The organism is Rhodococcus sp. PvR044 (genome assembly GCF_040548995.1).
In the GTDB taxonomy this organism is placed as follows: Bacteria; Actinomycetota; Actinomycetes; order Mycobacteriales; family Mycobacteriaceae; genus Rhodococcus_G; species Rhodococcus_G oryzae.
Map to the genome: position 1 here is coordinate 96,939 of NZ_JBEPSX010000002.1, position 13,406 is coordinate 110,344.

12 protein-coding genes are annotated in these 13,406 nt (G+C 69.0%); 6 read left to right on the forward strand and 6 right to left on the reverse strand.

Annotated features, from left to right (window positions below):
* The first annotated feature begins 51 nt into the window (after positions 1–51).
* The gene (locus tag ABIC28_RS06625; RefSeq protein WP_097213547.1) at positions 52–1,140 is read left to right on the forward strand and encodes an S-(hydroxymethyl)mycothiol dehydrogenase; all 1,089 of its coding nucleotides are present in this window, start codon (positions 52–54) and stop codon (positions 1,138–1,140) included.
* On the forward strand, positions 1,137–1,769 hold the full coding sequence (locus ABIC28_RS06630) for an MBL fold metallo-hydrolase (RefSeq protein WP_097213503.1): 633 nt from the start codon (positions 1,137–1,139) through the stop codon (positions 1,767–1,769). Before ABIC28_RS06625 ends, ABIC28_RS06630 begins: the two co-directional genes overlap by 4 nt.
* Before the next feature lie 54 nt (positions 1,770–1,823).
* On the opposite strand, the gene ABIC28_RS06635 is transcribed toward ABIC28_RS06630, so the two are convergent.
* A complete protein-coding gene (locus tag ABIC28_RS06635) occupies positions 1,824–1,958 on the reverse strand; it encodes a hypothetical protein (protein WP_257017716.1) in 135 nt (44 codons plus the stop codon).
* On the opposite strand from ABIC28_RS06635, the gene ABIC28_RS06640 reads away from it, so the two are divergent.
* Together ABIC28_RS06640 and ABIC28_RS06645 are read left to right on the forward strand one after the other, a co-directional pair.
* Complete coding sequence (locus ABIC28_RS06640) at positions 1,951–2,865, forward strand: phosphodiesterase (protein WP_354578082.1); 915 nt, start codon at positions 1,951–1,953, stop codon at positions 2,863–2,865. The genes ABIC28_RS06635 and ABIC28_RS06640 overlap by 8 nt on opposite strands.
* Before the next feature lie 49 nt (positions 2,866–2,914).
* A complete protein-coding gene (locus tag ABIC28_RS06645; protein ID WP_097213505.1) occupies positions 2,915–4,039 on the forward strand; it encodes a hypothetical protein in 1,125 nt (374 codons plus the stop codon).
* Between the two features lie 23 nt (positions 4,040–4,062).
* On the opposite strand, the gene ABIC28_RS06650 is transcribed toward ABIC28_RS06645, so the two are convergent.
* The 5 genes from ABIC28_RS06650 to ABIC28_RS06670 form a co-directional block, all read right to left on the reverse strand.
* The gene (locus ABIC28_RS06650) at positions 4,063–5,556 is read right to left on the reverse strand and encodes a stealth family protein (protein WP_245222095.1); all 1,494 of its coding nucleotides are present in this window, start codon (positions 5,554–5,556) and stop codon (positions 4,063–4,065) included.
* Positions 5,557–5,757: 201 nt separating this feature from the next.
* Positions 5,758–6,561, reverse strand: coding sequence for an SDR family oxidoreductase (locus ABIC28_RS06655; protein ID WP_097213507.1), 804 nt, complete (start codon positions 6,559–6,561; stop codon positions 5,758–5,760).
* A 207-nt stretch (positions 6,562–6,768) separates the two neighbouring features.
* Positions 6,769–8,457 carry a DEAD/DEAH box helicase gene (locus ABIC28_RS06660; RefSeq protein WP_209928117.1) on the reverse strand — a complete coding sequence of 563 codons (1,689 nt, stop codon included), beginning with the start codon at positions 8,455–8,457 and terminating at the stop codon, positions 6,769–6,771.
* A gap of 56 nt (positions 8,458–8,513) precedes the next feature.
* On the reverse strand, positions 8,514–9,479 hold the full coding sequence (locus ABIC28_RS06665; RefSeq protein WP_097213509.1) for an NAD(P)H-dependent flavin oxidoreductase: 966 nt from the start codon (positions 9,477–9,479) through the stop codon (positions 8,514–8,516).
* Between the two features lie 46 nt (positions 9,480–9,525).
* On the reverse strand, positions 9,526–11,085 hold the full coding sequence (locus ABIC28_RS06670) for a class I adenylate-forming enzyme family protein (RefSeq protein ID WP_209928115.1): 1,560 nt from the start codon (positions 11,083–11,085) through the stop codon (positions 9,526–9,528).
* Between the two features lie 93 nt (positions 11,086–11,178).
* On the opposite strand from ABIC28_RS06670, the gene ABIC28_RS06675 reads away from it, so the two are divergent.
* Together ABIC28_RS06675 and ABIC28_RS06680 are read left to right on the forward strand one after the other, a co-directional pair.
* Positions 11,179–12,372 (forward strand): thiolase family protein, encoded by a 1,194-nt coding sequence (locus ABIC28_RS06675; RefSeq protein ID WP_097213511.1) that lies wholly within the window; start codon positions 11,179–11,181, stop codon positions 12,370–12,372.
* Between the two features lie 53 nt (positions 12,373–12,425).
* Positions 12,426–13,367, forward strand: coding sequence for a winged helix-turn-helix transcriptional regulator (locus tag ABIC28_RS06680; protein ID WP_097213512.1), 942 nt, complete (start codon positions 12,426–12,428; stop codon positions 13,365–13,367).
* Positions 13,368–13,406 lie beyond the last annotated feature (39 nt).

The following is a 13,406-nucleotide window of genomic DNA, read 5'->3' on the forward strand; positions in this document are numbered from 1 at the left end:
CCCGGCGCTCGTACCGCCATGAATCCACACGAGTTCGAAGGAGACAACGCCATGTCGCAGCAGGTTCGGGGTGTCATCGCCCGCTCCAAGGGAGCGCCGGTCGAGATCGCGACGATCATCATCCCCGACCCCGGGCCCGGTGAGGTCGTCGTCGCCGTCTCGACCTGCGGGGTCTGCCACACGGACCTCACCTACCGCGACGGGGGCATCAACGACGAGTACCCGTTCCTGCTCGGACACGAGGCGGCCGGCATCGTCGAGAGCATCGGCGCGGGTGTCGATTCGGTCGAGGTGGGCGATTTCGTGGTGCTGAACTGGCGGGCGGTCTGCGGTCAGTGCCGCGCCTGCAAGCGCGGACGCCCCCAGTACTGTTTCGACACCTTCAACGCGACGCAGAAGATGACCCTCCAGGACGGCACCGAGCTCAGTCCCGCCCTCGGCATCGGCGCGTTCGCAGACAAGACCCTGGTACACGCCGGTCAGTGCACGAAGGTGGACCCGTCCGCGGATCCCGCGGTGGTGGGTCTGCTCGGCTGCGGCGTCATGGCGGGCATGGGTGCGGCCATGAACACCGGCAACGTCGGCCGCGGCGACTCCGTCGCGGTCATCGGCTGCGGCGGCGTCGGTGACGCCGCGATCATGGGGTCCCGGCTGGCGGGCGCGGGCACGATCATCGCGATCGACCGCGACCCCCGCAAGCTCGAGTGGGCTACCGAACTCGGCGCCACCCACACGATCAACGCCGCCGAGGTCGACGACGTGGTCGAGGCCGTACAGGAACTGACCGGTGGCTTCGGCGCCGACGTGGTGGTGGACGCAGTCGGGCGGCCGGAGACCTGGAAGCAGGCGTTCTACGCGCGCGACCTGGCCGGCACGGTGGTCCTGGTCGGCGTGCCCACCCCGGACATGACGCTGGAGATGCCGCTCATCGACTTCTTCTCCCGTGGCGGGGCACTGAAGTCGTCCTGGTACGGCGACTGCCTGCCCGAGCGCGACTTCCCGATGCTCGTGGACCTGTACCAGCAGGGTCGGCTGCCGCTGGAGAAGTTCGTCACCGAGCGGATCGCGCTCGACGAGGTGGAGCAGGCCTTCGAGTCCATGCACCGCGGCGAGGTGCTGCGTTCGGTGGTCGTGCTGTGAGCGGCGCGCTGAGGGTCGACCGGGTCGTCACGTCGGGGACGTTCAGCCTCGACGGTGGCACCTGGGACGTCGACAACAACATCTGGCTGATCGGCGACGACTCCGAGGTGGTGATCGTCGACGCCGCACACACCGCGCAGCCGATCATCGATGCGGTCGCAGGCAGGCGGGTGAAGGCGATCGTGCTCACCCACGGGCACAACGACCACGTGACTGTCGCGCCGGAGCTGTCGGAACGTCTGGATGCCCCGATCCTGCTGCACCCCGCCGACGACGTGCTGTGGCGGATGACCCACCCCGAGGTCGCGCACCTGCCGCTCGAGGACGGTCAGCGTATCGCGGTGGCGGGCACGGAGATCCAGGCCATCCACACGCCCGGCCACTCTCCGGGCTCGACCTGCCTGTACCTGCCCGAGGCGGGCGAGCTGTTCAGCGGCGACACCCTGTTCTCCGGTGGACCGGGGGCGACCGGGCGCTCGTTCTCCGATTTCCCGACGATCATCGGGTCGATCCGCGACCGACTGTTCGCGCTACCGGCGGAGACCCGGGTGCACACCGGGCACGGCGACGGCACCACGATCGGCACCGAGTCGCCGCACCTGGAGGAATGGATCCGGACGGGATCCTAGCCCCGGACGGCGGGTCGGCCCGGTTCCCGGGTCCGACCCGCCGTGCCGCGAGGCTCAGGCGTCGATCTGCCACACCTTCGGCCTCCGGGCGTCCACCTGGCTAGTGTGGAGTCCGGGTAGGTGCCCCCAGCCGGGCACCTGCACGTCGGGGGCGAGCGGAAGCGAGAGACCGATCAGCACCATGCGCACGGCCGAGTATCCGCGCCCATCACACGTCCTACTCCACCTGAGCGATACCCACCTGCTCGATCGCCCCGGCGCGCTCTACGGCGGGGTCGACAGCGAGGCCCGACTACGGCAGATCTTCGCCGAGATCGAGGCGTCACAGGCGAGGCCCGATGCGCTGGTGTTCACCGGCGACCTCGCCGACAAGGGCGAACCCGGCGCCTATGCGAAGCTTCGCGCCCTCGTCGACCCCGTCGCGGACTCTCTCGGTGCGCAGGTCATCTGGGCCATGGGCAATCACGACGACCGCGCCCACTTCCGCGCCGTGCTCTTCGACGAGGATCCGCAAACCGGGCCGGTCGATCGCACCTACGATGTCGACGGCCTGCGCATCATCACCCTCGACTCGACGGTGCCCGGACACCACTACGGCGAGATCTGTGAGGCCCAACTACGTTGGCTTGCAGCCGAACTCGAGACGCCTGCACCACACGGCACCATCCTGGCGCTGCACCACCCGCCGGTTCCGTGCGTGCAGGATCTCGCGGTGCTCGTGGAGTTGCGCGACCAGACGCGGCTCGCCGAGGTACTGCGCGGCAGCGATGTGCGGGCCATCCTGGCAGGCCATCTTCACTACTCGACGACCGCGACGTTCGCCGGCATCCCCGTCTCTGTCGCCTCCGCCACCTGCTACACGCAGGATCTCACCGTGCCGCCAGGAGCCCAGCGCGGACGCGACGGCGCCCAGGGCCACAACATGGTGCACGTCTACCCAGGCACCATCGTTCATTCCGTCGTCCCGATGGGCGGCCATGACATCGTCGGCGAGTACGTCACCGCAGGGGAGACCGCGCGGCGACTCGCCTCGGCCCGGGTTCGGATCGCAGACAGCGAACTCCCGGTGGTGCCGGTGAGTGCCGACCGGGTGTAGCCGGCGCGCGACCAGCTACTTTCACGGCGACGTTCACTAGAGTCGGGGCATGGCTACCGTCTGGACAGTTCCGATCGACATCACACCGCGCTGGCTTGCCTCGCCAGAGGTCCAGACCTTTCTCGCATCCAACGACCTGGCCGACGCATCGCCGGATCCGCGGGTGCGGCTGGCGCAGTTCGCCGATGTGGCCACGGCCCTCGGGCGAAATGTGGGGCGGACGTTCACGTCGGTGCAGGCGGCATCGGCAGCGCTGTTCGATCGGATCGACGGTGACGGCCACGGTGTCCCGGTGGCCCTCAGGCTCGCGGCGCTGCGCCTGATCGTGACGACGGTTCATCAGACTCGTCCCGCCCCGAAACCACTGCCCGCGCGGGTGGCCGAACAGTTGGGCGTGTACGTGTACGCGCTGTTGGATCCACGCAACCGGTCGGTTTTCTACGTGGGGAGTGGACGCGGCAACCGCGTATTCGGCCACGTGTGGGCGGCGCTGGAGGAGACCGAGAGTCGTCAGTTGCTCGAGGGCCAGGAGACGGACCGCCCCGAGGTCACCACCGCGAGCATCAGGCGTATTCGCAGCATCTACGACGCCGGCCACGAGGTGGAGCACTACATTGTGCAGCATCAGATCACGGCCACCGACGACGATCGGGCCGCGGACGGGGTTCGCATGGCGCTCGCAGGCGTGCTCGGCCTGCTCGAGCAGGAGACCGAAACTCCCGGCCTCACCAACCTCGCAGGCGAAACTCTCGAGCTCACGGCTGCACCGGTAGATGATCTGGTGCTGCAGTATGCGGCGGAACCGGTGCCGGACCTACCCACGCCGTGCTTCCTGGTCGAGGTGAAGGGAGCGGCGAAACGGGGGGCGACTCAGGATGAGATCTACGCGATGGCACGTCAGTCGTGGGCGGCCGGGAACGCTGTTCGCGAGACCGTCAACATTCCGGTGATCGTGTTTGCGGACAACATTGTTCGGGCGGTGTACCGCGCCGAGTCGTGGGCGATGGCGCCACGCACGACCGACACCACGCTGTGGCGGTTCACTGGCGCCGCCGACCCGGAACTCGAGGCCCAGTTCGTGAAGAAGCGGGTCACGCCCGATCGCGTTGGGCTCAAGAAGTGGCCGGGGTCCGGATCGGTGTCCCACCTGACGCACGCGCGTCCGGGACGGTGAGACAGCCAAGGGTATAGAGCGCTTCAGGACTCCCAGGGTGCGGGGATGGGGAAGTAGTTCTCCAGGAACTGCGTCACCTTCGCGGTGCGCAGCTCGAGATCGATCTCGGGCGCGCTGCCGTCGTTGAGGCAGAAAAAGTCCATCGATCTTTTGGCGAGCAGCGAATCCATTTCCTTGAGACCGGATTTCATGGTGGTGTCCACGTACTTCACCCGGGCCGCGGTCTGTGCCACCGCGCGTCCGCTCATCAACGCGTAGTAGTGATACAGCGAGTTGGTGACCGAAATGTTGGAGCTCGCCCGGAAAGTACTTGCGGCCGTGGCCGCGAACTCGTCGGGGAACTCCTTCTCCATCTCGGCCATCACGCTCTTGCGCAGCGGAGTGGCCGCATGCTCGAGGTGCCGGGTGGTCATCAGACCGAAGCGCTCCTGCAGCAACCGACGGTTGACCCGCGCCGCGTTCTCGAACCCACTGCGCTCCCCGTCGTTGTGGCCCAATCCGATTCGCGTTGTCGCCTCGATGAACATGCTGACGCCGCCGGGGGAGAAGAACATCTGGGGTCCGACCGGCCGGCCGAAGAACATGTCGTCGTTGGAGTACAGGAAGTGCTCGGCAAGGCCGGGGATGTGGTGCAGCTGGCATTCCACGGCCTGCGAGTTGTGGGTGGGCAGCACCGACGTGTCGGCGAAGAACTCCTCGCTCGGCATGAATGTGACCCGGGAGTCGTTGGCCAGCCACGCGGGCCGGGCGGAATCGGTGGCCACGAAGATGCGCCGGATCCACGGCGCATACATGTGGACGGACCGCAGCGCATACTTCAACTCGTCGATCTGACGGAAGCGGGCCTCGGAGTCGTCGCCCTCCCCGACCACGTGGTTCTGCATGCGCTTGGCGCGCTGCGCCTGCCATTCCTTGGATGAGCCGTCCACCCACGAGAACACCAGGTCCACATCGAAGTTGATGTCCGACGCGTGGTCGGCAAACATGTTCTCGATGGTCGGCCACACCTTGCCGAACCGTTCGACCGTGCCCCGCACGGCCTCTTCGGGGCGCACTGTTCGTCGGGTCAGCGAGTTCTCGATGGGCAACACGATCTCGTCGTCCGATATCGACCACAGCTCGATCTGCACGCCCGTCGACGCCCCGTAGTTCAGTCCGCTCGCCAGCTCGACCCGCGGCCGGAACAACCGGAAGATGCGGGCCTTCGACGTGGTCGACAGCGTGCCGTCGGCCACAAGGACCGCCGGGCTGCGTTTGGCATCGACGGTCTTCGAGTAGAACGGGAGGTCCTCGCACGCCGCGACGAGAGCCGCGCGCAGGATCTTGCGGTCGGCCCAGTTGACGGCGATCACCGGGCGCTCGTCGTTGCCCCGCACCAGCAGGTATTCGATGCCGGCGGCGTCAAGGGTGTCGCGGATGAACAGCAGGTCCTCCACCACGGCCTCGTGTGGGGTCGTCGTGGTGATCGAGAGCGCGAAGCGGCCCTTGAACCGGACGACCTCGGGGCGATCGCGCAGCCGCGCCTCGGCTGCCGCGGACGCGTCCCGCACGGCGTCGCTCGTCTCCTGCTCCGGGGGAACGAAGTAGATGTCATTCGGGGCAGCAGAGTGTGTGATTGTGGTCCTTCCGGTGGTGACCGCGACAGGGCGGCCACCCGCCAGTCTAGTTCTCGCGGGCGCCGCCGCCGACCTGCGCCTTTTCCGGCCCTCGAGGACCGGTTAGCTCAGGTCCCACACCTTCGGCCAGTCCTTGCCGCGGGCCGCGGCATCGGTGCCACCGTCGACGAACACGACGGACCCGACGAAGTAGCTGGCCTCGGGGCCGAGCAGGAACGCCACCAGAGCGGCCACCTCCTCGGGCTTGCCGCCGCGCCCGGCGGGGATGGTGGACAGGAAATGCTCCATGCCCGCGCCGACCAGCGGGTCCTTGCGCCCCTCCTGGGTCATCGGGGTGTCGATCAGGCCGGGCGCGATCGCGTTGAGTCGGATGCCCTGCGCGATGTACTCGGCGGACTTCGTCCGGGCATAGTAGGCCAACGCGGCCTTGGTGGCCGGGTACGCCTGGATGGCGGCCCACTCCCCGAATGTCGCGGCGACAGCGTTGGCGCCCGATTCGTCGCCTGCCAGGCAGGCGTCGGCGAGATCGGTCGGCCAGTTCGGTTGGCTGGTGGTGGAGTTGGAGCTGACCAGCACCACGGACGGGTTCTTGCCCGCGGCCAACAGCGGGCGCAGGCCCTCGAGGAGTTCGATGGCGCCGAAGTAGTTGACCGCGATCAGCAGATTCGCGGGGCGGCCCGCGGCGGCGGCCAGGCCGGCGAACGGGACGTATCCGTCGATGCTGCCGTCGGCCAGCGCTGCCACCTGCGCGATCGCGTCGCGGCGCCCGTCGGCCGTGCTCAGGTCGACGTTGACGTCCGCGTTGTGCAGATCGACGCCGATGACGCGGTGGCCGTCGGATTCCAGCCGCGCCTTGGTGGCCGCGCCGATGCCGGAGGCACAGCCGGTGATGACGTAGGTCGCCATGAAATTCCCTTCGAACAGAAGATCCGATGCGATGCGGCCAGATGCCGAATCGGTCAATGGGCATGCACCGAGCGACACCCAGTTGCCGAAGATATCCCCCGAGCCGATGGCTGCGTCCAGGTTCGTCCGAATCGGAGGCTAGGTGCCGTGCCCCGACCACCGAACCGATTTGTCCCGCTGAGCGGGACCCGGATCGCGCACGTCAACTCAATCGAAGGCCCGCTCGTCGATCCAGTCGGCGTTGAACATCCGGGCGATCGACGCCAACGCACTGGTGTCGCCGTCGACACTGGCCGAGGTGACCATCAGCCGGTCGACCATCGTGGTGGCCGCGGACTCCTCGACCGTGTCGGTGGCGTAGAGCAGCGACCACGGGCAGACCTGATAGTCGCGGTGCCCGCGACCGATGGTCTGCCGGGCGGCGATGCCGGAATACCGGGGCTGGTGAAAGAACCCGATCCGCGGGGTGGCGGTGGCGCGACTCCCGTCGGCGAGGTGCTCGGCGGCGTGCAGGCTGATCGCGGAGGTCGTGTTGAACACGACCACCCTGGTCTCACCGCGCTGGAACCGCAGCCGCTCGTTCTCGGCGTCGCGGCGGCCGCCGAAGATCCGGGACACCGCGATGCCGCGATCCTCGAGCAGGTCGGCCACCGGCTCCGCGCCGGTGCTCACCATCTCCGTCGCGACCAGGCACTGGTAACCGCGTTCCACGGTCGCCGCCACCAGGTCCCCGGTGTGCGGCGCACGGATCATCCCGGCCTTCTGCCGGAACCGGATCAGCGCCGCCCGCCCGCGAGCGGTGTCGGAACCGGTTCGTGCGAGCTGCATCTCGCGCCGGTAGTCGCCCCACTCCATCTCGTACTGCCGCCGCTGCTCGAAGGTCAGGTCGACGCCGAGCCCGTCGATCGGGGCCTGGCCCCATGGCGCGTCGCGGTGCAGCATCACCGGCGGTTCGGCGGAGGTCATCGCGTCGCGCACCAGGGCGACGGCATCGGCCTGGACCCGACCGGACGCCTTCGCCTCCGCCGTCCACCCCCAGCGGCCCATGTACCGCTCCAGCGGCACCCCGAGCTCGACCAGCCGGGCGCCGAGCTCGTCCCACCGTTGCGGCGGCTCGCGGTGTACCTGCGCCAGCAGCGACGACAGGTAGCGCCACTCGCCGGGGTGGTGCCCGAGGGTCGCGGTCAGCGAGATCACGAACGGCGCCTTCTCGGGCGGGTCGAGGTGCCGGGTCACCCGACGCTGGTAGTCGGTGCGCTGCGAGTCGTGTCGGAAATTGTGCGCCTCGTCGTTGACGACGACATCGAACCGGTACCTCGGCCTGCCGTTGCGGGCGATGAGCTTCTTGAGTTGGTCGGGGGAGATGATCAGCCACCGGTATCCGCCGTCCCCGACGGCCGCGATCGACGCACGCCAGTGTGGGATGGTGATCGAAGTGGGACGGTCCACGGTGACGAGAATCGCCTCGCCACCGCGCTGTTGAGCAACTGCCTTCGCGCCGGCGATCGCGCTGAGCGTCTTGCCAAGGCCAGGGTCGTCCGAGAGGCAGAAGCCCCGGGAGTTCGCCTCGGCCGCCCGGGCGATCGCGGCGGCCCCCTCGATCTGTTCGGGTCGCAACTCCTTCCTGGCGGCCTCCGCGGACAGGCCCCTGGTGCCGTTCAGCTCGTCCTCGACCCACTGCTGGTACGAGTACGGCTTCGCCGCGTAGGGACGGAGCTCCTCGGGCAGGCTCGACCCGACGTAGGCGTGGGCTTTGATTCCGCCGTAGTACTTCGCGCCGGGGGCGTGCGCCCGGAACGGCACCTCGAGCACCCAGATACGTTCCCCCGCACCGGCGGCGGGGGAGTCGGACTTCGTCGACTGGCGGCTGGTCTTGCGGCGGGCCTTGGCGGTCACCGGTCAACCGTAGCCACAGCGTGCGACATGTCGGCGGCGCGGGCGCGGCGCGGGCCTCAACGCACCGCGGTCGCGATCAACCGACTAGACCGCTGCAACGCTTCGACGTACTCCTTTTCGATGCTCTCGACGATCGTGCTCACCGGTTCGATCGCCCGGATGGGCTGGAGCCCCTGGCCGGCAGCCCAGACGTCCTTCCATCGCTTCATCGATTCCGTACCGGCGGTGTAGTTCTTCTCCCCGGTCGGCGGCGTCAGATTGTCGGGATCGAGCCCGCAGGCGACGAGGCTGGGCTTGAGCCAGGAAGCCGGGGTGCCGGTGATCGCGGAGCTGACCACGAGGTCGTCGGGACCGTGGTCGACGACCATCTGCTTGTACCCGTCCGCGGCCATGCTCTCCGCGGCCGCCAGGAACCGGGTACCCATGTAGACCAGGTCGGCGCCTGCGGTGATCGCACCCGCGACACCGTGACCGTCGCTGATGCCGCCCCCGATGATGATCATCCCGTCGAAGAACTCGCGCACGGCAGAGGTGAACGCGAAAGGCGACAGGTGACCCGTGTGTCCGCCTGCGCCCGCCGACACGCAGGCCATGCCGTCCACGCCCGCGTCTGCGGCCTTGTGTGCGAGGCGAAGGTTCACGACGTCGGCGATCACCGTGCCGCCGTACCCCTTGACGGTGTCCATCACGGGCTTCGGGGACCCCAGGGCGGTGATGACGATCTGCGGCTTGTATTCGGCGATGAGGCGCAGGTCGTCTTCGAGGCGGGCGTTGCTGCTGTGCGTGATCACGTTTGCCGCCCACGGGGCGACGGGGACCGAGGCGGCCTCGGCCGCGCGGAGCTGATCGGTGATCGACCCCATCCACGTGTCGAGGTCCGCCGCGGTGCGGCAGTTCTGCGTCGGGAAGGAGCCGACGATGCCTGCGGTGCAGGCTGCGGTGACGAGCTCCGGGCCGGACACCAGGAACATCGGTGCCGCGACGACCGGCAGGCGCAGGGTGGACAGGAAAGAGTCGGTCATGATGTTTCCTCTATCGGGAGCTGTCGGTGTAAGTGTTTGCGTGAGTTCACGATGCGGCACGGACGAGGGCACCGAGAAGCTCGGCGGCCGCCGCCCGGTCCACCTTGCCCAGCGCGGTCAACGGAAGACGGTCGACGCAGTGCGCGGCCTTGGGGCGTTTGTAGTCGGGCAGTCGGCTGCGGCTCTCCGCCAGGACGATGTCGTCGTCGACCCCCGCGTCGGCCGCCGATGTGTACGCGGCGACGATGCGTTGCCCCCACACCTCGTCGGGCAGCCCGACGACCACGACATCGTCGACCCCGGGGATCGCGGAGATCGCCTCCTCCACCTCGCGGGGATAGACGTTGTATCCGCCGGTGATGATCATGTCCTTGCTGCGGCCGGTCAGGTGGATGTAGCCGTCTTGGTCGCGGTAACCGAGGTCGCCCGAGTAGAGCTCGCCGTCGACATGACTCTTGCCCAGATCTGTTCGCGTGCCCGCATTGTGATATCCCGGGCTGACCGCGGGGCCTGCGACCACGAGCTCGCCGACCTCCCCGTCGGGGACGGCATCACCGAGATCGCGGATGACAATGTCCGCCTCCGGGCAGGCCCGCCCCACCGATCCGAGCAGGTCGGGGTTCTCGAGTACGCCGCGCCGGTGGTCCGCCGCGGTCAGCACGGTCAGCGGCGGGATCGCCTCGACCATCCCGTAGTACTGAACGAGATTGGGCGTGATGCGGTGGTATGCCTGCCGGAGGTGCTCGACCGGCATCGGTGCGCCCGCATACGCGAGCATGCGCATGCGCCGCATCACCGACAGTCGGTCGTCGTCGAAGTCCAGCAGCCGGGCGATGACCGTGGGCACCAGCGCGGTGTGCGTCGCGGCGTGGGCCTCGACGGCGTCGATCAGACCCGCCGGACCGATGTGATCGAGCAGCACCTGGCGTCCGCCGGCCTCGAGGAACGGCAACACGAAGAGCCCGCTGGTGTGAATGACGGGGCCCGCATGCAGGAACACCGCCGGCTCGGCGCCGTCGAGGGTGCCTGCGAGCACGTGATCGCGCATCGCGCCCAGCGAAGCCAGCCGGTTCGCGTGGGTCCGTTGGGCGCCCTTCGGGACCCCGGTTGTCCCGGACGAATAGTGCAGCGCGCACAGCGAATCCAGCTCGGGCGTAGGCATCGCAGCGTGGCGTGCGGCACCCGTCGCCAACTCGTCGAGCGACGGCCCGGTCGACGTGGTCCCGTCGACGGTGATCACTGTCGGGGTGAGCGTCCGGGCGGCGAACTCGGCCGCGCCCTCGATCCGAGGGTCGACGATCAGCGCAGCCGGCGCGCAGTCGTGCACGACGCGTTCCCAATCCATCGGCCCGACACGCGGATTGAGCGCGACCCGGACGAAGCCGCCGATCGACAGCGCGAGATCGACCTCGACCGCCTCTACGACGTTGCCGAGCAGGACGACGACCCGGCCCCCCATGGCGAGCCCGAGGTCATCGAGGGCTCCGGCCAGCGCGTGCGCCCGGTCGGACAGTTCGGTGAACGTTCGAGACTTGCAGCTGTCCTCGATCGCGATCGCGGGCCCGTACCGATCGGCCGCGGTACGAAGCACGTCGGCTATCGACATGAGGCTCCTTCCATTCGCTACAGTTATTGAAGTAGACAACAGGCGGGCGAGTTTCCGCAAGGGCCGCACCCCGACCGCACAGGAGGAGTCCCCATGACCCAGAGCCTTTCCCCGTCGGACCGTCGCGCGCCGTGGGTGATCGATGCCGTCCGAACCCCGTTCGGGGCGGCCCGCGGGGCGCTCTCGCGCGTCAGGGCCGACGACCTGGCCGCCCTTCCGATCGCCGACCTGGTCCGCAGGCACCCCGCGCTCGATCCAGGCCGCATCGACGACGTCGTCTGGGGAAATTCCAACGGCGCGGGCGAGGACAACCGCAACGTGGCCCGGATGGCGCTGCTGCTGGCGGGGCTTCCGCACACGATTCCCGGGGTGTCGGTCAACCGTCTGTGTGGCTCCGGCGCCGAGGCGGTGTTGTCCGCGGTCAGGCGCGTCGCGGTCGGCGACGCCGAGATCACGATTGCGGGCGGCTCGGAGAGCATGAGCCGCGCGCCCTACGTGCTCCCGCCCGTGGACTCCGCGTTCCCCCGATCGATGGAGCTGATCCCCACCACGGTCGGGTGGCGGATGCCGAACCCCCGATTCCCCGCGGCCTGGGTCGAGACGCTCGGCAGATCGGCGGAACTGGTGGCGGAGCAGCTGGGCGTCGGCCGCCTCGAGCAGGACGAATGGGCGCTGCGGTCCCACGAACTGGCCGCCAGGGCGTGGACCGACGGCGTGCACGACGGCTTCGTCACGCCGCACCCGACCCTCGACCGCGACGAACCGATCCGCGAGACCGACGCGGCCACCCTGGCCGCCCTGCGGCCGGCCTTCTCGAGCGGCGGCAGCGTCACCGCCGGGAACTCGTCCCCGATCAGCGACGGAGCGGTCGCGGCGCTGGTCGGCACCGGAGCCGTCGCCGACGAACTCGGTGTCGAACCGCTCGGCCGGGTGCTGGCCTCGGCGGTCGTCGGCGCCGAACCCGACAAGTTCGCGCTGGCGCCCGTCGCCGCGATCGCAAAGGCCCTTGACCGCGCGGGTCTCGAGCTCGCCGACGTTCGAGTGCTCGAGCTCAACGAGGCGTTCGCCGCGATGGTCCTGTCCTGCCTGCGTGAGCTCCCTGGCATCCCGGCCGATCGCGTCAACCCCTTCGGCGGCGCCATCGCCCTCGGTCATCCGATCGGTGCGTCGGCGGCTCGGATGGTGGTCGACTGCCTGCGCCATCTCCGCCGACTCGGCGGGGGCATCGGGGTCGCGGCTGCGTGCATCGGCGTGGGACAGGGCATCGCTATTGTGTTGGAGGCCTGAACAAGCGATCTGCGGGACGCGATCGTCGCAGGCAGTACGGGAAGGTGGGTGACGTGGCCGAACCCGGCGCCGCCGCACCTCCTAGTCCGGTCGCCCAGACGATCGACCTGCTCGGCGACCGGCTGACACTTGCCATCCTGCGCGAGGTCTTCGTCGATCACGTGCGCCGCTTCAGCCAGTGGATCGACCGAACCGGCGCTCCGCCCGCCATGCTGACTGCACGACTGAACGCGCTGGTCGAGGCGGGATTGATGGAACGCAGGCCGCAGTCGAACGGCGGCGACCGCCACGACTACCTGCTGACCGAGCTCGGCCTGGCGACCTGGGAGATCCTGGCCAGTGTGTGGGCATGGCAGCGCGAATGGTCCCCGGAAGGGCTGCTGCAACCCGAGTTGGTGCACATCGACTGCGGCCACCGGGGGCCACCGGCGATGATGTGCAGGCAGTGCGACGGCGCCATCGGCGCGCGGGATGCACAGCTCGAACTGGACCGCGAATCGCTGGTCCTCGTGGCACGGGGCGGGCGAAGGCGGTCGACGCGCACTGCCCCCTCGGTGAGCCGGGCCGACCTGCAGTTCACCGAGGTCATGGAGGCGATCGGCGACCGCTGGAGCGCCATGGTCACGGGCTTGGCGCTGTCGGGGGTTCGCCGCTTCGGCGAGTTCCAGTCGATCCTGAGCATCTCGCCGACGACCCTCACCGAGCGGCTGGGACGGCTGTCCGAGGTGCAGATACTCACCCGGAGCGAACACGGCGGCGGCCGCGAGTACCTGCTGACCCCGCGCGGCAGGGGATTGTTCCCGATTTTCGCCTTCCTGTTGTCGTGGACAGAGGTCGCGCATCCCGGCGCCCTCCCGCTCGGTCCGAAGATCCGCCACCCCGAGTGTGGCTCCTGGTTGCTCCCGGCGCTGCGCTGCCGCGGCTGCGAGGCCAGGCTGGAACGCACCTCCGTGCGCTTCGAGCCGTTTCCGTTCGGCGCTCGGCTCCCGCGCTAGCCCGACGCACTCTCACCCTCGAACGGCCCGACATCGTCG